The organism is Streptomyces sp. WMMB303, from assembly GCF_029351045.1.
Lineage (GTDB): Bacteria > Actinomycetota > Actinomycetes > Streptomycetales > Streptomycetaceae > Streptomyces.
The window spans coordinates 2,925,475-2,942,538 of sequence record NZ_JARKIN010000001.1 but is presented as its reverse complement, the minus strand read 5'-3'; the positions used below and the strand labels follow the sequence as shown (position 1 = coordinate 2,942,538).

15 protein-coding genes are annotated in these 17,064 nt (G+C 72.9%); 8 read left to right on the top strand and 7 right to left on the bottom strand.

Features of this window, described 5'->3' with window-relative positions; translation table 11 throughout:
• Positions 1–174 precede the first annotated feature (174 nt).
• The 3 genes from P2424_RS13075 (at position 175) to purU (ending at position 3,666) form a co-directional block, all read left to right on the top strand.
• Positions 175–2,073, top strand: a complete 1,899-nt coding sequence (locus P2424_RS13075; protein ID WP_346660081.1) for a hypothetical protein — start codon at positions 175–177, stop codon at positions 2,071–2,073.
• 79 nt (positions 2,074–2,152) lie between these two features.
• Complete coding sequence (locus P2424_RS13070; RefSeq protein WP_276475930.1) at positions 2,153–2,653, top strand: hypothetical protein; 501 nt, start codon at positions 2,153–2,155, stop codon at positions 2,651–2,653.
• Between the two features lie 86 nt (positions 2,654–2,739).
• A complete protein-coding gene (purU, locus tag P2424_RS13065; protein WP_276475929.1) occupies positions 2,740–3,666 on the top strand; it encodes a formyltetrahydrofolate deformylase in 927 nt (308 codons plus the stop codon).
• A 105-nt stretch (positions 3,667–3,771) separates the two neighbouring features.
• Here the strand turns inward: purU and P2424_RS13060 are convergent, their stop codons facing one another.
• From P2424_RS13060 to P2424_RS13050, 3 genes are all read right to left on the bottom strand, one after another.
• Positions 3,772–5,016 (bottom strand): zf-HC2 domain-containing protein, encoded by a 1,245-nt coding sequence (locus tag P2424_RS13060; RefSeq protein WP_276475928.1) that lies wholly within the window; start codon positions 5,014–5,016, stop codon positions 3,772–3,774.
• The gene (locus tag P2424_RS13055) at positions 5,013–5,552 is read right to left on the bottom strand and encodes a sigma-70 family RNA polymerase sigma factor (RefSeq protein ID WP_276475927.1); all 540 of its coding nucleotides are present in this window, start codon (positions 5,550–5,552) and stop codon (positions 5,013–5,015) included. Before P2424_RS13055 ends, P2424_RS13060 begins: the two co-directional genes overlap by 4 nt.
• Positions 5,553–5,922: 370 nt before the next feature.
• Positions 5,923–7,305, bottom strand: coding sequence for an MFS transporter (locus P2424_RS13050; RefSeq protein WP_276475926.1), 1,383 nt, complete (start codon positions 7,303–7,305; stop codon positions 5,923–5,925).
• Between the two features lie 508 nt (positions 7,306–7,813).
• On the opposite strand from P2424_RS13050, the gene P2424_RS13045 reads away from it, so the two are divergent.
• Both P2424_RS13045 and P2424_RS13040 read left to right on the top strand, forming a co-directional pair.
• A complete protein-coding gene (locus tag P2424_RS13045) occupies positions 7,814–8,194 on the top strand; it encodes an STAS domain-containing protein (protein WP_276475925.1) in 381 nt (126 codons plus the stop codon).
• A gap of 622 nt (positions 8,195–8,816) precedes the next feature.
• Positions 8,817–9,380 carry an ATP-binding protein gene (locus P2424_RS13040; RefSeq protein WP_276475924.1) on the top strand — a complete coding sequence of 188 codons (564 nt, stop codon included), beginning with the start codon at positions 8,817–8,819 and terminating at the stop codon, positions 9,378–9,380.
• A gap of 353 nt (positions 9,381–9,733) precedes the next feature.
• On the opposite strand, the gene P2424_RS13035 is transcribed toward P2424_RS13040, so the two are convergent.
• Positions 9,734–10,753 (bottom strand): helix-turn-helix domain-containing protein, encoded by a 1,020-nt coding sequence (locus P2424_RS13035; RefSeq protein WP_276475923.1) that lies wholly within the window; start codon positions 10,751–10,753, stop codon positions 9,734–9,736.
• Between the two features lie 206 nt (positions 10,754–10,959).
• Between P2424_RS13035 and P2424_RS13030 the strand changes: the two genes are divergently transcribed.
• Positions 10,960–11,781, top strand: a complete 822-nt coding sequence (locus tag P2424_RS13030) for an NAD(P)H-dependent oxidoreductase (protein ID WP_276475922.1) — start codon at positions 10,960–10,962, stop codon at positions 11,779–11,781.
• Positions 11,782–11,844: 63 nt separating this feature from the next.
• Here P2424_RS13030 and P2424_RS13025 read toward each other — a convergent pair whose 3' ends face one another.
• Together P2424_RS13025 and P2424_RS13020 are read right to left on the bottom strand one after the other, a co-directional pair.
• Positions 11,845–12,588, bottom strand: coding sequence for a flavin reductase family protein (locus P2424_RS13025; protein ID WP_276475921.1), 744 nt, complete (start codon positions 12,586–12,588; stop codon positions 11,845–11,847).
• 224 nt (positions 12,589–12,812) lie between these two features.
• Complete coding sequence (locus P2424_RS13020) at positions 12,813–13,982, bottom strand: NAD(P)/FAD-dependent oxidoreductase (RefSeq protein WP_276478950.1); 1,170 nt, start codon at positions 13,980–13,982, stop codon at positions 12,813–12,815.
• 191 nt (positions 13,983–14,173) lie between these two features.
• On the opposite strand from P2424_RS13020, the gene P2424_RS13015 reads away from it, so the two are divergent.
• Both P2424_RS13015 and P2424_RS13010 read left to right on the top strand, forming a co-directional pair.
• On the top strand, positions 14,174–14,662 hold the full coding sequence (locus P2424_RS13015) for a GNAT family N-acetyltransferase (protein WP_276475920.1): 489 nt from the start codon (positions 14,174–14,176) through the stop codon (positions 14,660–14,662).
• A 121-nt stretch (positions 14,663–14,783) separates the two neighbouring features.
• Positions 14,784–15,737 carry an IS481 family transposase gene (locus P2424_RS13010; RefSeq protein WP_276475919.1) on the top strand — a complete coding sequence of 318 codons (954 nt, stop codon included), beginning with the start codon at positions 14,784–14,786 and terminating at the stop codon, positions 15,735–15,737.
• A gap of 585 nt (positions 15,738–16,322) precedes the next feature.
• On the opposite strand, the gene P2424_RS13005 is transcribed toward P2424_RS13010, so the two are convergent.
• Complete coding sequence (locus tag P2424_RS13005; RefSeq protein ID WP_276475918.1) at positions 16,323–16,970, bottom strand: TetR family transcriptional regulator; 648 nt, start codon at positions 16,968–16,970, stop codon at positions 16,323–16,325.
• Between the last annotated feature and the right edge of the window lie 94 nt (positions 16,971–17,064).

The window sequence follows — 17,064 nt, the reverse complement described above, 5'->3', positions numbered from 1 at the left end:
GGTGCCGAGGTGCGAGACCCTTCGAAGAACTGCCCCATCCATCCCCTTCTGGATGTTTCATGCCGACATCAGGTGAAGGAAGGGTGTCCGCACATCTGGGTGCGTGGTCGCCCGTCGGGGTGACCCGGTAGCGTGACCCGACGCTTCCGCTGGCCATGCGAACGAGGAGTCTTGGTGACAACGCACAACGGACGCGGACAGGACGGGACTTCCGGCTCTCCCGGTGACCCGCTGCCCGCCTCCACGACCCCCTACGAGGGGATCGTGCTGCCGTCCAACGGCGACCCGTGGACTCCTCAACAGCAGCGCCAGGTCCAGTCCGAGCGCGACCGCGTGCAGCCGCCGGCCGGGCAGCCCTGGGGCCGCCCCTGGGGGCCCGGCTCCGAAGCGGCCGAGGGCGCGACCCCGGAGACCGGAGCCGCGCCCGGCGCGCAGAGCGCTCCCGGCTACTGGGGCGCGCCGCCGGAAGGAGACCGGCCCGGCGCGCTGCCTCTGCCACCGGAGGGCACCCCCGCCCGTCCGCCGCACCCCCCTTCGATGCCGCCCGAGGGAGCTCCCGGATACGACCGGCCCGGCCCGGACGCCTACGGCCGGCCGCCGTCGCCCGACGGCGGCACGGGATATCCGCAACCGGGCGGGGCCGATCCGTACGGGGCGCCCGCGCAGGGCGGCCCCCAGCCGCCGCCCCGGCAGCCGCCGGCGTATCCGACGTCGACCGGCCCGGCGGACGGCCCCGGATGGCACGCCCCGCCCGCGGCGCCGCCCGCGCCGCCCATGGCACCGCCCGGCCCGCCGCAGGAGGGGGCCGCGGACGGCGACGCCACCCAGATGCTCCCGCCCTTCCCGGCGGACCTGCCGGCCGCCGGCGGCGGCGCCTCTCCCGGTGGAGCTGCCGTACCCGGCGGCGTCGGGCCCGACGACGGTACGCAAATGCTGCCGCCGATGTCCGCCGGGCCGGTGGGCGGCGGTCCGGACAGCGAAGCCACCCAGTACATGGCGCCCGTTGCGGGCGGTGACTCCGAGGCCACCCAGATGCTGCCGCCGATGTCCGCCGACGCGGGCCCGCCCGGCGGCGGGGGCCAGGGCGCGGGGGAGCCGGAGGCGCGCAGGCCGCTCCCCGAGTTCGAGAACCTCTTCCGTTCCGACTCCCCGCGGTCCGGCGGGCCGGGGCAGTCCTCCGGAGGCCGCGACGAGCCGGGCTCCACACAGAACCTGCCGGTGTTCGACCAGGGGGCGGGGCCGCAGAGACCAGCCGGTGGCTACGGCTACCCGCAGCCGGGCCCGCAGGGTGGTGGCTACGGCTACCCGCAGCCCGGCTCGCAGGGTGGTGGCTACGGCTACCCGCAGCCGGGCTCCCAGGGCGGTGGCTACGGCTACCCGCAGCCCGGTTCCCAGCAGTACGAGCCGCAGCCGGGCGGCCGGGCGGCGCGCCGGGACGCCGACCGCAGCCGTCGCCGCACGCCTCCGTGGCTGCTGATCGGCGGCGGGCTGGCGGGGGTCGCCGTGGTGGGGCTGGTCGTCGGCCTCCTCCTCGCCGACGGCGGCGACAGCTCGGGCGACGACAAGCCGAAGGCGTCCACGGCCCCCGCGGGCGAGGAGTCGAGCGCTCCGGCCGACCCCGCCGAGGCGCAGGCCAAGAAGCTGGACGCGCTGCTGGCCGACAGCAACAACAGCCGTTCCCAGGTCATCCGTTCCGTGCAGAACATCAAGAACTGCACAGCGCTGGGCAAAGCGGCCACCGATCTGCGGTCGGCCGCCAAGCAGCGGACCGGACTGGTGCGGCGGCTCGGCGAGCTGAAGACGGACAAGCTGCCCGACAGCGCGGAGCTGAACTCCGCGCTCAAGAGCGCGTGGCGGTCCTCGGCCTCCGCCGACAACCACTACGCGGCCTGGGCGGACCAGGCGGCGGGCAAGAAGGGCTGTCACAAGGGCAAGGCCAAGACGACCCGGCAGCTCGCGGCGGCCAACCGCGCCAGCGGCTCCGCGACCACCGCCAAGAAGAAGGCCGCGGGACTGTGGAATCCGACAGCGAAGAAGTACGGCCTCGAGGAACGCCCCTTCGGCTCGCTGTGAGCACCCCGTGCGCGGGTGCCGGTGGAGAGCGAGGGCCCGCGCCCGGGCGTGCGGCAGGCGGAACGTAGGGTCGGTGACCATGCAGCAAGCAGGTTCGGTGAAGTCTTCCCGACATGGGCGTCGTTCCACCACCATGGACGGCATGCCTGTCAACGACGTGCCCTGGTGGCGCTGGCGCAGCAACGTGCGCTCCGCGCTGCACATGCTCTCCGACCAGACCTTCCAGCACGAGTGCTGGCTGGCCGGACGCCCCGGATACGGCGATGTCACGGACGCCGTCTACCGCCTGGTCGAGGACACCTGGCTGGACAACTGGTCCGCGGAGAAATACGTCGGGACGATCTTCCGCGACGCGCAGGAGGCGCAGTCGGTGGACGCGGCGGTGCTGCGGGTGCTGCGCATCATGCACCAGGTCGGCGCCGACGCACCGGTGGCCTCGTACCTGGAGCATCCGGAATGGCCGGAAGCCGTCCGGGCCGCGCGGGAGGCGCACCTGCTGCTGGCCGGCAACGACGGCGACGACCCCGACGAGCCGCCCCGCTCGCTGGAGGTCCTGGCGATCATGCTCAGGGCGGTGTGACCGGAGGTACCGGGCGAGGGTGACCGGTCGCCCGGCTGCGCGCACCGGGTGCGGAGGCGCGGCCGCGATGTGCCAATCTTGGGGCCATGAGCCAGTCGCACCCCGCTCCCGAACGTTCCGCCGAAGCCGTCAGGGGCACCGCAGCCGCCGGCGCCGTCGAGGGCGGGCAGCCGGGCCAGTTCCTCCTCACCCTCTCGTGCCCGGACAACCAGGGCATCGTGCACGCCGTCTCCAGCTACCTGTTCATGACCGGCTGCAACATCGAGGACAGCCAGCAGTTCGGGGACCGCGACACCGGGCTCTTCTTCATGCGCGTCCACTTCACCGGGAACACCACCGTGGAGAAGCTGCGCGCCAGCTTCTCCGCCGTCGGCGACTCCTTCCGGATGGACTGGCAGATCCACCGGGCCGAGGAGCGGATGCGGGTCGTGCTGATGGTGAGCAGGTTCGGGCACTGCCTCAACGACCTGCTCTTCCGCTCGCGGAGCGGCGCGCTCCCGGTCGAGATCGCCGCGGTGGTCTCCAACCACACCGACTTCGCCGAGCTCGTCGCCTCCTACGACATTCCGTTCCACCACATCCCCGTGACGAAGGACACCAAGGAGGCGGCCGAGGAGCGGCTGCTGGAACTCGTCGAGGAGGAGCGGGTCGAGCTCGTCGTCCTCGCGCGCTACATGCAGGTCCTCTCCGACAACTTGTGCAAGCGGCTGTCCGGGCGGATCATCAACATCCACCACTCGTTCCTGCCGAGCTTCAAGGGCGCCAAGCCCTACCACCAGGCACACGCCCGCGGGGTCAAGCTCATCGGTGCCACCGCGCACTACGTGACGGCCGACCTCGACGAGGGCCCGATCATCGAGCAGGAGGTCGAGCGGGTCAGCCACGACGTCACCCCCGAGCAGCTGGTCGCCGTGGGGCGGGACGTGGAGTGCCAGGCGCTGGCCCGCGCGGTGAAGTGGCACAGCGAGCACCGCGTGCTGCTGAACGGCCACCGCACCGTCGTCTTCACCTGACGCCTGACGCCTGACGCCTGACGCCTGACGCCGCTGACGCAGGCGCCCGACGACCCTGACTCGGGACGCGTCCGGCGGCCTGCGGATGCCGGGACCGCGCGCCGGTCAGAGGCGGGAGAGCGAGGCCGTGGCGTAGAGGACGTCCTGGATGGCCTGCGGATCGCCGTCCTGGCCCGCGGCGGCGTCCAAAGGCGGGACGTGGCCCGCGGCGAGCTGGCAGAACTCCAGGTCGTCCAGTGCGATGTGGGCGACGGTGCGCTCGGGCGAGGCGCGGGCGCCGGGGGAGTCCAGCGGGATGTACCAGTCGCCGCCACCGCTGCCCTCGACCTCCAGATGCAGCGTGCGCCCCGGTGCTCCGGCGGCGGCCAGCCCGCGCACCGGCGATGCGAGGCCGCTGCGCCGACGGGCCGCGATGGCGCCGGGCAACTGCCGCGCCGCGAGGTCGACGAGCTGGGTCAGATGCGCGTGGCCGGGCGGCTCGTACGGGTAGTCGACGGCCTGCGCGACGTCCCCGGCGTGCAGCCAGCACTCGAAGGCCCGGTCCAGGAAGGCGTCCCGGAGCGGGAGCGAAAATCCGCCGTAGTCCACGCGCCGGTCCGGCGCGGCGGGGTGCTCGCCGCCGAGTCCGGCGTCCTCTGCGGCGAGGAACGACACGTCGCGGATCAGCGCGTGGCTCTGCTCGCGCCAGCGTTCGCGGGCCGCCTGGGCCCGATGTCCGGCATCGTCCAGCGCCCAGTAGACCTCCGTGCGGGTCTGCGGTCCGGCGCCCGGACCGGTCGGCAGGGCGCCGGAGGGCAGCGGATCGGGCAGCCCGATGCCGGTCGCGACCAGCCCGTCCACCGCGAGCAGGTGGCCCAGGACACCGGCCACGGTCGTCTCCCGGGCGGCCTGCTGCTCGCCGTCGAACCAGCGCAGCCGCACCGGAGCGCGCCACTCCGCCTCGGCCATGTCGCGCAGCAGCGCATCCAGCCGGGCCGTCTCGGCGTCGTACGGAGCCGCCCAGGCGGGCGTCGGTATACGGGCCGGACGGCGGTCGAGACAGCCCTCCAGGACCCGGGAGCGCAGCATCGGATCCAGGTCGAGGCTGTCCTCGGAGTGCAGCAGGCCGACCGCGTCCCGTAGCCGCAGCGCCTCCTCGGCGCAGGGCGCGCAGTCGGTCAGATGCGCTTCGACGGCGGCCGTCTCCGCAGCCGAGCAGGCCGCCAGCGCCCAGGCCCCGAGCAGCGAGGTGAGCACCCGGTGTTCGTGCGGGCCGGGCGGGGCGTCGGCGGTGCCGGTCGTGGGCGCGCGCCCGCCCGGCTCCGGCCCGGCGGGCTGTTCCGGTCCCGGTCGGGCCGGCGGCCGGCTCACGGCCGGTGCCCCGTGCCGGGTGGCGCCACGGCGGGTCGGGGCATGGCGGAGGAGAGGAGCTGGAGGCCCAGCCGCAGCCGGCGCCGGGCCTCGTCCTCGGTGACACCGAGGGTGCGCGCGGCTTGCCGGTAGTCGTGCCGCTCGAAGTAGGCCAGTTCGAGCGCGGCACGCAGCGAGGACGGCATGGAGGTGACGATGTAGTCGGCCCGGGCCGCGGCGGCGGCCGCACGGACCTGCTCCTCGAACCGCTCGTCCTGCTCCGGGGAGCCCGGGTCCGCGCCCCGCCGCTGCTGCCGGCGGAGTGCGGCGGTCGCCGTCCGCTGGGTCAGTGCCGCCACCCAGGCCCGCATGGGGCCCTCGCGGGGGTCGAAGGCGCGCGGGTGTTCCCAGATGTACGCGAAGACCTCCCGCGTCGTGCTGTCGGCCGCCGCTTCGTCGTCCAGCACCCGGTGGGCGAGGCCGTGCACCAGGGAGGCGAAGCGGTCGTAGAGCTCGCCGAGCGCCGCGGCCTCACCGCGCGCGAGCCGTTGCTGCATCTTCCGGTCCCAGCGCGGTGATGTGTCGTTCGCCAAGGTGGCCCCCAGTCTTCCGGTTCCGCCGTACCGCTTCCGTCCCGCTTCCGTTCCGCGTTCGCTCCTCGTCCGCTCCGCTTCCGCGCCGCGGTCCTTACGCTTCCGTGCCGTGGCCGTTCCGCTTCCGTCCCGCGGCCGGCGGTGTCGCGGCCGGCGGTTTCCCTTCCGCTCCCGTGCTGTCCGTCAACCCCTCGAATGTAGTGCGAGCCGCCGACAACGCACGCCCCTTTCGACGCAACTGGGGTGCTGCGCGTGCGGGAGGCGTCGCGCCGGCCGAGGCGTGACCGGATGCGACCCCCTGCCCGCCCGCTGAAGCCGAGGCGTAGCTCGGAAGCTACCGCCGGGTGGCCTGTCCGCTGGTATCCGTGCCCGGAGTCCCGGGCTGTGACCGGGCGTCGCGGGAGGGGACAGCTTTCCGGACGGCGAGGGCCGCGATGAGGCACACGGCTCCAGCCACAGCCATCCCGGATGAGGGACCGAGCGCCGCCATCAGTCCGGTGGCGGCCGCCAGGGTGAAAGTTTCCAGACTCATCCGCGTCGTGCTGAACAACGCGGCGCCGGCCCCTCCACGTTCGAAGGGTACGTAGTGGAGTGCTTGCCCGTCAGGCACACCTTGGGTGAGTCCAAGGCACAGCCCGATGACCGCCGCCGCGAGGAGAAGCGCCGCAGGACGGTTGGTCGCCTGGAGGACGACTGCGGTGACGGCGCAGGTGAGCAGTGCGGTGGTCACCAGCGGTCGTGCCCATCGGCGCGCGATCCGTGCGGCAAGAAGCGGAAGCAGCGTCGAGGGCACCGTCAGCAGGCTCAGCACCGCTGCCGCCTCGCCTGCGCCGATGCCCTGGGCGGAGCCAAGCCGGGGGAGCACGGCCAACGTCACCACGAGCATTCCCATGAAGGCGCCCGTCGCCAGCGCGTACGCCCGGTAGGCGGGGATTCGCAACAGGCCGATGGGTATCGCCGGATCGGGTGCACGCCGTTCCACGCGGACGAGGCGGATTGCACTGACCACCGCGGCGAGGAGGAGTGCGACCGGCACCCACCACGGGATGCCGGCCCCGAAGCCCAGCCCGAGTGCGGTCACTGCGGTGGCGACGGTCGCCCCGAAGAGGGCAGCGCCGACACCGTCGAAGTTCTCTGACACCGCGGGGCTGCGAAGGCCCGGAAGCGTGAGGGTGGACAGGGCGGCGACGGTGGCAACGGCCCCCGGCGCGACGAAGACGAGGGGCCAGCCCCCGGCGGCTATGAGGGCTTGGGCGATCAACGGTCCCAACGCCAGACTGCTGCCCAGCACGGCACCGGCGTAGCCGTACACCCGACGCCGCTGCTCCGGCGGGTACACGGCCAAGAGCATCGACGAACCACCGGCGGCGCACATGGCCGCTCCGATGCCGGCGACCGCGCGAAGGGCCACCAGAGACACAAGGTCCGGAGCGAGTGCGGACGCAAACCCGGTAGCTGCGACAACGACGTTTCCGATGGCGAAGAACCGCGTGCGGGCGCTGCGGTCCGCTAGCGCTCCCGCCAGCAGCAGAGCAGCTGCGAAGAGCCCGTTGTAGGCGAGGACGATCCACGGGCCCAGGGCATCCGCCCCCGGCAGGCCACCGGTCACAGCGGGGACGACAGCCGTCGATCCGGTGATCGCGAGGGGGAACACGGCTGTGGAGATGAGGTCGGCGACAAGGACACGCCGACGGTGACGAGCAGACAAGGCAAACATGAAGTGCGCTCCGGAACAGGGAAGTCCGAGCGCCACAAAGGCGCTCCTGGCCAGAAGTCAGGAGCGGCGGCGAGAACTCGGGTTTTGCGCCGCCACTCTCAGTGACGGCGCACCTTGTCTGTTTTCGGCACGCGCACACGCTAGCAGCCCCTCGGGCGGGGAGGCACTCACTTGAGGGTCCGAACCCAGCCTCGCTCTCCCGACCGAGCGTCACTACGACTGCGGAGAATGGCTACGGAGGGCTACATGTCACCTCGCCGTCACTTCGGGGGCCGGGGGCTGGTCACCGAGGATGTCTCTCGCGTTACGTTGCGCGTGGTTCGGGTGCGAAGTGAGAGATTGGAGGGGTGGTTGCGGTCCGGCGTTATGGGGGCGTGACCACAAGTTCCCGCAGGTTCCCGCGGGTAAGGGCAGGGGAACGCATAGGGTCGGTTCCCTGGGACCAGTTTCGGAGGGGTGGGCCAGGGCAGCCGACTGCTGTAGGCGATCGACGAAGGGGTTGCGGGGCGTGTCGTTGAAGGTGCTGGAGGAGGAGCGGGACGGGTGGGCCGTGCTCCGGGTCTCCGGTGAGCTGGACCTGGTCACCTCACCCGCGGTGCGGCAGCATGTGCACGATGCCGTCGCGGAAGGGCGCAGGAGCCTCGTGCTCGACCTGTCCGACGTCCTCTTCTGCGATTCCAGCGGGGTGGGCGTCCTGATCGCCTCCCGTCGGCTGATGCGCTCCTGCGCGGGACGGCTCCGGCTGATCCTGCCCGCGCGCGGCGCCGAGGACGGTTCCCACGTCAACCGGGTGCTCTCCGCGCTCGGTGTGCGACGGCTCTTCGACTGCTACCCGGACCTGGCCGCGGCCACCGCCGCGCACACGACCACGGACCCGCTCACGGCGTGATGTCCGCGTCGCGCGGTGTGGCGGCACAGCGCGCAGCAGACCGTTCCCCCGCGCCTCACCCTGCCCACTGACGTGCCGTCAGGTCGCCGCGGAACACGGGACCGTCCCCGTTCCGGGGCGTTGCTGACGGGCCATCAGCTCTCGGTGCGGCGAGGGGTCACGTCGGTGACCGAACTGCCGCGCATCGCCAGGTCGATCCTGGAGTCGGCGAGTGCCCTGCCGGCCGAGACGTTCGATGTGTATGACTACGCTGGGTTACGACTGGCTTGCGTGTGACTCTTGATCACCGTGAGCGGAAGATCGTATTCCACTCGGATACGCTCCCTGGGAGCGAGTGCGGCGGCCGCGGGTCGCCGGCGGAAGGCGCGGGCCGCGCCGCCGAGCGGTGTGGGTCCCGACGGCCAAGGGGTGTAAGGGTGTCCACGAGATGCGGGTGCGGTCGTTCGAGTCCTTGTGCTCGGCGTCGCACAGTATGCCGTGCGTCTACTCCTTTGCGCCGGAATATGCCTGAAGCGCTTGTTGGCTTCACTACGAGTCAACCATGCTGTTCTCGCTGGAGTCACAATCCGTGACTACATGGAGACGCGAGGCGATGTGTCCGCCAGTTCGGATGGTGTGAGCGGTGCAGGTGCTTCTGGAGCAGTTGGAGATCGGATCCGATCCGACGGAGGTGGCCCGTGCCCGGAGGTGGGCCCGGGCCCGGCTGGCGGGATCGGGGGTGGACGCCGATGAGCCGCTGGCCGAGACGCTGATTCTGTTGATCTCGGAACTCGTCACCAACGCGGTGGTGCACACCGGCTGTCCGGCCGTCCTGTGCATGCTGCTGCCGCGGCGCTGCCCGGCCGGGGCCGCGCACGAGGTGGCCGGGTCGGTACGGGTCGAGGTGGCCGACGCGAGCAGCCGCGCGCCGCGCCGCCGCCTCGCCGAGGGGGAGGACACCGGCGGTCGCGGCCTCGAACTCGTCTCGGGCCTCGCCGACCGCTGGGGCTGGGAGCACGAGCCGGGCGGCAAGCGGGTCTGGTGTGAGCTGGACACCGCGCCGCTGGGGGCGGTGGATCCCGCACCGGTCGACGGCCGGGAGTCGGGCGCCCGTCGGGGGGCCCGGGCGAACGGTGAGCCGCGTGCCGGGGTGGACGTGGGTGCGCGGGTCAATGTGGCCGGAGCGGGCGCTGGCGCGTTCGGCTGAGCGCGCGCCGGGCAATACGGGCATAACCCCCAAAGTCCAGACCAGGTGTTGACGTCTCGTACCGGTTTGATCACCCTTGGGGTGGAGCGATTCGTCGTGAGGGGACGACGAGGTGCCTGAGGTTCCTCGGCGAGTGCGGGTCGCGTCCCGGCGCCAGCCTCCGTCCGAGGGCAGGTCCCCGAGCGCCGGAGTCGGGTGGCGGCACACCGTGCCGTGCTCGGGGCGCGCACCGGAGCGCCGCCGCCCGACTGTGCCGGGCCCGGCGACCGCCCCCGGGCCCCGCGGGCAGCCGCCGTCACAGCACCGCGCTCGTACGGCAGGCCGTCGCCCTCATCGGGCCGCCGCGCGGTCCGCTACGCCGCAGCGCCCTCCGCGCTCGCTCCCGCCCCCGTCCGGGCCCGGAACGTCCGGCGGTAGGCGCGGGGGGAGACCCCCAGCGCCGTGTGGAAGTGCTGGCGGAGGGAGGCGGCCGTACCGAACCCGGCGCGGGCGGCGACCCGTTCGACGGGCAGGTCGGACTCCTCCAGCAGGTGGCGGGCGCGTTCGATGCGCTGCCGGGTCAGCCAGCGCAGCGGCGTCACGCCGACCTCTTCGCGGAAGCGGCGGGTGAAGGTGCGGACGCTCATGGATTCCCGTGCGGCGAGTTCGCGGAGGGTCAGCGGGAGGTCCAGGTGGTCCAGGGCCCAGGAGCGGGCCGCTCCGGTGGCGGAGCGGCGGGGCTCGGGGACGGGGCGGCGGATGAACTGGGCCTGCCCGCCGTCGCGGTGCGGCGGGACGACGGTGCGTCGCGCAACCGCGTTGGCGACGGCCGCCCCGTGGTCCTCCCGCACGATGTGCAGGCACAGGTCGATCCCGGCCGCCTCGCCGGCGGAGGTCAGCACGGAGCCCTCGTCCACGTAGAGCACGTCCGGGTCCAGATCCACGGCCGGATACAGGGTGCGGAAGCTGTCGGTGGACATCCAGTGGGTCGTCGCCCGCCTGCCGTCCAGCAGTCCGGCGGCGGCCAGGACGAAGGCGCCGGTGCAGATGGACGCCATCCGGGTGCCGGGGCGGACCCGCGCGAACGCCTCGCGGAGTGGTGCGGGCAGCCTGCCCTCGGTCTCCGTCTCGTCCGGCTCGTGGGTGGCGGGGACGACGACCGTGTCGGCCTCCGCCAGCGCTTCGGGGCCGTGCGCGACGTGGATGGGGAAGTCGGCGTCCGTGCGGACGATTCCCGGGGCGACGGCGCAGGTGAGGACCTCGTACAGCGGTTCGCCCTCCGCGGTGGCGGCGCGGCCGAACACCTGGTGCACCAGCCCGAGTTCCATCGGCAGCACTCCGTGCCTGACCAGCACGGCCACCCGGTGCAGTCCGGGGCGGGTGAAGGCGGCCATGGCCTGATCCTCGCACACGGCGCTCCGCCGGCCACCTGATCCGCCCGGCTCCCCGCGCATCCTGTTCCGTCCGGTCGCCGGGCCGCGATCCGCCCGGTTCTCTTCCGCCGGCCGGTTCGCGGGTGCCCGTGGGGTGGCTGGAATCTTTCACTCGTCGTCCATCCGGCCACTCGTTCCGGTCCCCGGCCGGACGCAGGATCGGTGACATGCAGACGACGGAGACGACGGAGACGACCCCGAAACCGAAGAGGACGCCGCGGAGGACGCTGTGGATCTTCGCTCACCCCGAGGCGCGCTCCCTGAACGCCGCGCTGCGGGACACCGGCGTCGCCGCACTGCGGGAACAGGGACACCAGGTGCGGGAGTCCGACCTGTACGCGATGGGCTGGAAGCCGGTCGTCGACGGCGCCGACTTCCCCGGCAGGGCACCGGAGGGGGAACGGCTGCTGGTCGGGGACGCGCAGGAGCACGGCTACGTCACGGGCGGGCTCAGCGCGGACATCCGGGCCGAGCAGGAGAAGATCGCGTGGGCCGACACCGTGGTCTTCCACTTCCCGCTGTGGTGGTTCGGGCCGCCCGCCATCCTCAAGGGCTGGTTCGACCGGGTACTGGTGCAGGGCTTCGCGTTCGGTGTACGGGACGCGGAGGGGGGCATCCGCCGATACGGGGACGGGGGACTGGCGGGCAAGCGCGCCATGGTCGTCACGTCGGTCGGGGCGCGTGCCTCCGGTTTCGGGCCGCGCGGCGTCCACGGGTATGTCAACGATGTGCTCTTCCCGCTGCACCACGGCACGTTCTGGTACACGGGCATGGCGGCGCTCCCGCCGTTCGTGGTCTACGGGGCCGACCGGGCGACCGCGGCCGACGTCAAGGAGCGCCAGGAGGAACTGTGCGAGCGGCTGCGCACCCTGGACACCCTCGCCCCGCTGCCCTTCCGGTACGAGGCGGGCGGCGACTACGACGCCGATCTGGTGCTGCGCCCGGAACTCGCCCCCGGCCGCACGGGGCTGGAGGTGCACTCCGGGTGACCGGGGAGCCGATGGCGGGGACGGGCGACCGGCGAGGGGGCCGGACCGCCGCGGCCGCCGCACTCAGTCCCGGCCGTCGACCGGTGCGAAGGTGCCCAGGCGGCCGCGGTGGAAGACCAGCGGGCCCCCGGCGTCCTCGGCGGCGTCCAGCGCACGGACCCGGCCCACCACGATGAGGTGGTCGCCGCCGGTGTGCACGGCCTGGATCTCGCAGTCGATCCACGCCGCCACGCCCGCCAGCAGCGGCGATCCCGTGGCCGGCGCGGGGCGGTGCGAGACCCCGGCGAACTTGTCGGTGCCGCTCACCGCGAAGGCACGGCACAGCTCGCCCTGGTCGGCGGCGAGCACGTTGACGCAGAAGACGCCGGCCCGTGCGATGCGCGGCCAACTGGTGGAGGTGCGGCCCACCATGAACGACACCAGGGGCGGTTCCAGCGACAGGGAGGCGAAGGACTGGCAGGCGAACCCCGCCGGCCCCGGCGCCCCGTCGGGCTCCGTCGCGGAGGCTCCGTGCACCGCGGTGTGTTCCGCGGGGTCCTCCGGGGCGGGTGCGGTCACCACGGTGACTCCCGAGGCGAAGCCGCCGAGCACGCGCCGGAAGTGGGCCGGATCGAGTGGGGCACGCTCGTCCTCGCGCACGGCGCGCAGGTCGGCCTTGGGGAGCGTGCCGGACTCCGTGTCCGGTCCGGTGCCCGGTCGCTCGGCGCCCGGTCGGTCCGTGCCGGGCCGGGTGTTGCGCGCACGGCGTGTGCCGCGGGCGGCCGGTGCGCCTGCGGCGCGCAGATAGCGCACCGCGGTGGCTGCCATTCCAGCGTGTCCCATCATGGATTCATCGCACCTGATGCTTCGTCAGATCGGAAAGGTTGCGGACTCTTTCTCGCTGTCGTGCCGACGCGCACGGCGACTCCAGAGTAACCACGGTGCTCCACGCCGCCTCGAAGCCGGGTCCACGGCACCGGGGGCAAGCGCGCCGGGGTGACCTGGGCCCTCACCGCCCCGCAACACCCGCCCCGCGGCTTGCGGCGCTCCGCTCAGCGCGCGGCGCGCGCCACGGCCCTGGCGATCCGGCGGGCGTCCAGCGAGAGTTCGCGCAGGGTGCCGCTCAACGGGTTCGTGAAGCCGGTGAAATAGAGAGCCGGCGCGGTCGCGTGGGTGCGGCGACCGTGCGCGCGGGGCAGCCCGCGGGAGTCGAGCACTCCCAGATGACCGACCAGGTCCTCCAGGCCGCGCCGGTATCCGGTGGCGGCGACGACCACCTCCGGGGAGAGCGTCTCGCCGTCCGCGAGCGTCACCTTGCCGCCGTCGAAGGACTCGACGGCGGCCACCGGCTCGACCTTGCCGCGCCGCACCGCGGCCACGAGCCCGACGTCCAGTACCGGGGTGGCGCCCTGGCGGGCCCGGGTGTAGAGGCCCGTCTCCGGGCGGGGCAGCCCGTGCCGGGTCAGGTCCGGACCCGACGCCCTGACGACCTGCGCGGCCAGCCCGTCGCCGAGCCGCACCGGCAGCCTGCGGCCCAGGATCGCGCTGAGTTGCGAGGGCCAGCCGAGGGTGGAGCGGCGGAGGATGTGCGGAGGGGTGCGCACGGCCAGCCGGACCCGCCCGGCGCCGCCCTCGGCCAGGTCGGCGGCTATCTCGGCGCCGGTGTTCCCCGCGCCCACCACCAGTACGTCACGGCCGGCGTAGGGCGCGGGGGAGCGGTAGCGGGAGGCGTGCAGCAGCTCCCCGGTGAAGTCGTCACGACCGGGCCAGGGGGGTAGGCGGGGGGTGTGGTTGTAGCCGGTCGCGACGACGACGGCGGGTGCGGTCAGCCGCCGTCCGCCGTTGGCGTGCAGGATCCACCGTGGGCCGCCCGCGGTGGCCGGTGCGCCCTCCGGGTCGTCGACCCGTTCCAGCCTGTGCACCTCGACGCCGGTGGCCAGTTCGATCCGGTGGTGCGCCGCGTATTTCTCCAGGTAGCGCACCACGTCGTCGCGGGCGACCCAGCGCCCGTAGGCGCGGGGCAGGGGCAGTCCGGGGAGTGCGGACCGGGCCCGGGTGGTGTGCAGGCGGAGCCGGTCGTAGTGGCCGCGCCAGGAGGAGCCGACGGCGTCGCTCCGCTCCAGTACGACGGAGCTGATGCCGCGCTCCCGCAGGGCCGCGGCGGTGGCCAGGCCCCCGGGGCCGGCCCCGAGAATGTGGACGGGTGTGCCGCTTTCGGACATGGGCATGACCACATACTAGGACGACCAGGTCGGCGCCTGTGGTGAGCGCCTGCAAGCGCGTGGAACTGACCTGCCGTCACCTCGTGGGCGGCTCCGGGGCACGGCCGCGGCGGCACCGGTGTCGGCGTGGGAGCAGTCGCTGCGGAGAGTAATCGCTGGTGCGAAGGGGGCACCTGCCGCATGCTGGCCGGATGCAGATCCGAACCGCCACCGAGGCCGACTGGCAGGGCATCCGTCCGTTCCTCCTGCGCATCGTCGCCGCGGGGGAGACCTACACCTACCCCCGCGACATGGACGAGGACGCGGCCCGCGGCACGTGGATGCTCCCGCCGCCCGGTCGCACCGTCGTGGCCGTGGACGACGACGGAACGGTGCTCGGCTCCGCCAAGATGAACCCCAACCACATGGGCGGCGCAGCGCACATCGCCGGCGCCAGCTTCATGGTCGACCCGGACCACGCCGGGAAGGGTGTCGGCCGGGCGCTGGGGGAGCACGCCCTGGAGTGGGCCAGACGGGAGGGTTACCGGGCGATGCAGTTCAACGCCGTGGTGGAGACGAACACCGCCGCCGTGGCGCTGTGGAAGTCACTCGGCTTCGAGATCGTCGCCACCCTGGAGGAGGGGTTCCTGCACCCCCGGCACGGTTATGTGGGGCTGCACATCATGTACCAGCGGTTCTAGCTGTTCTGTCTCGGGAGGTTGTGGACGGGTGATGCAGGTCTCGGCTGAGGGATCTTGAACGGGTGAGGGCCTTCCGGGTTCGGTGTGGATTGCGACGTCTACACCGACCAGAAAGGCCCTCGTGCCCCACCGTAATGCACCCCTGACCGAGACCGGACGTCTGCGTCTGGCCCGTTGCGTGGTCGAGGACGGCTGGCCGCTCCGGCGGGCTGCCGAACGCTTCCAGGTCTCGCCGACCACGGCTCAGCGGTGGGCTGAGCGCTACCGGCTGCTGGGCGAGGCCGGGATGACCGACCGCTCCTCGCGTCCCCGTCACAGCCCGCGGCGGACGCCGACACGGACCGAGCGAAGGATCATCAAGGTCCGCCTCCTGCGCCGGTGGGGCCCGGCCCGCATCGCGCACCTGCTGGACCTCGTGCCCTCGACCGTGCACCGCGTGCTGACGCGGTTCGGGCTGGCCCGGCTGACCCATCTGGACCGTGCGACCGGCCGCGTCATACGCCGCTACGAACGCGAACATCCCGGCGAGCTCGTCCACGTCGACATCAAGAAACTGGGCAACATCCCCGACGGCGGCGGCCACAAGGTCCTCGGCCGCCAGGCCGGCCGCAAGACCCGCAAGAACGCCGGCTACAGCTACATCCACACCGCCGTCGACGACCACTCCCGCCTCGCCTACAGCGAGATCCACACCGACGAGAAGAAGGACACGGCCACCGGCTTCTGGGCCCGGGCACACGCCTACTTCACCAGCGTCGGCATCACCGTCGAACGCGTCCTGACCGACAACGGCGCCTGCTACAAGTCCCACACCTGGCGCGACACACTGGCAGCGGCCGGGATCACCCACAAGCGAACCCGGCCCTACCGGCCCCAGACCAACGGCAAGGTCGAACGCCTCAACCGCACCCTGCTCGACGAATGGGCCTACGCCCGCCCCTACCGGTCAGAACAGGAACGACGCGACGCGTTCCCGCAGTGGCTGCACACCTACAATCACCACCGCGGACACACCGCACTCGCAGGCAAACCACCCGCCAGCCGCGTCCCCAACCTCACAGAGCAATACATCTAGCCCTACCGGCGGTTCTCACAGGTACCGGTCGACCCGCGCGATCCCGTCATGGCTGCGAGCGGGAGCAGCCGGCCGCGCGGCGCACGCCCGGCGTGCCTGTCCGAGGGGAGCCGGCGGAGCCCGATGGTCGCGGGCGGCAACGCCGGCAGTCCGGGCCGTACTGCCCGGACGGGTGATCTGCGCAGAACCCGTGGAGGTGCGGATCGGCTGCCAGGGGCCGGAGATCGCGGCGAGGGGCGCGGCAACTGGAGGGGGACGAACGGGAGCGGGTGCGGCGGGAGCTGTCGTGGTTCCGGCCGTCGTACGCGGCGTACCGGTCCTGAACGGAGCGCCGGATCAGCGTTCTCCGGCTCGAACGCCGTGAGCCGAGGGGGTGAGCCCGGGAGCCGCGAATCCGCGAGTCCGGAGGTCGTGGGCCCGGAAACCGTGAATCCGGAAGCCGTGCGGCCGTGCGGCCGTGGTGCGTGAGGCCGGAGCAGGGACGCCATGAGTCCGCGAACGCGGATCAGAGCGCGGGCCTCGTGGGGCCGGGGGCCCGAAAACCGGTGACGGCACCGGTGGTTGCCGGGGGAGCGGCCGGGGCGGCTACTTCGCGGGCTTCTTGCCCGTCACGCCGAGGTGGACCAGCAGGGCCAGGCTCGGCTTCAGCTCCGCCTGCTTGACGCCCCAGCTCTGGAAGCCCTTCTGGTGCCCGGCGACCGAGGCCAGCATGGCGACCAGGGAGCCCGCCACCGCGGCGGCGTTGACCTCCTTGTCGACCCTGCCCCGGGACTGGAGGTCCTTGACCGCGTCGGCGAGGGGGCCGTTCACCGAGTTGAGGACCTTCATGCGGATCTTGTAGAACCGCTTGTCGCCCTCGGCGGCGCCCAGGTCGACCACCCGCAGGATCGCGTCGTTCTTGCGCCAGAACCCCAGGAAGCCCTCGACCAGGTCCTCGGCCGTCTGCCGGCCCGCCTTGCCGGTCCAGGAGCGTCCGGCCACCAGGTCGGTGAGGGCCGCGCCCTCCTTGGCCATGGCTTCCGCGATCTCCAGGACGGCGCCCTCGACATCGGGGAAGTACTGGTAGAAGGTCGCCGGAGAGGTGCCCGCTCTCCGGGCCACGTCGATGACCTTGACGTCGCGGTAGGGCGAGGAGCTGAGCATCTCGCTGAGGCAGTCGAGCAGCTTCTGCCGTGTCGCCTGACCGCGGCGTCCGGCCACCCGGCCGTCGACGGTTCGCACTTGTCCTGTCATGCCGTCAGCTTACCGAGGGGTGATCGGCCCGCGATTCGTCAGCGGGCAAACGGGGTGCGCTCACTTCTCCGGCGGGGGTGAGGGCAATCGGGGT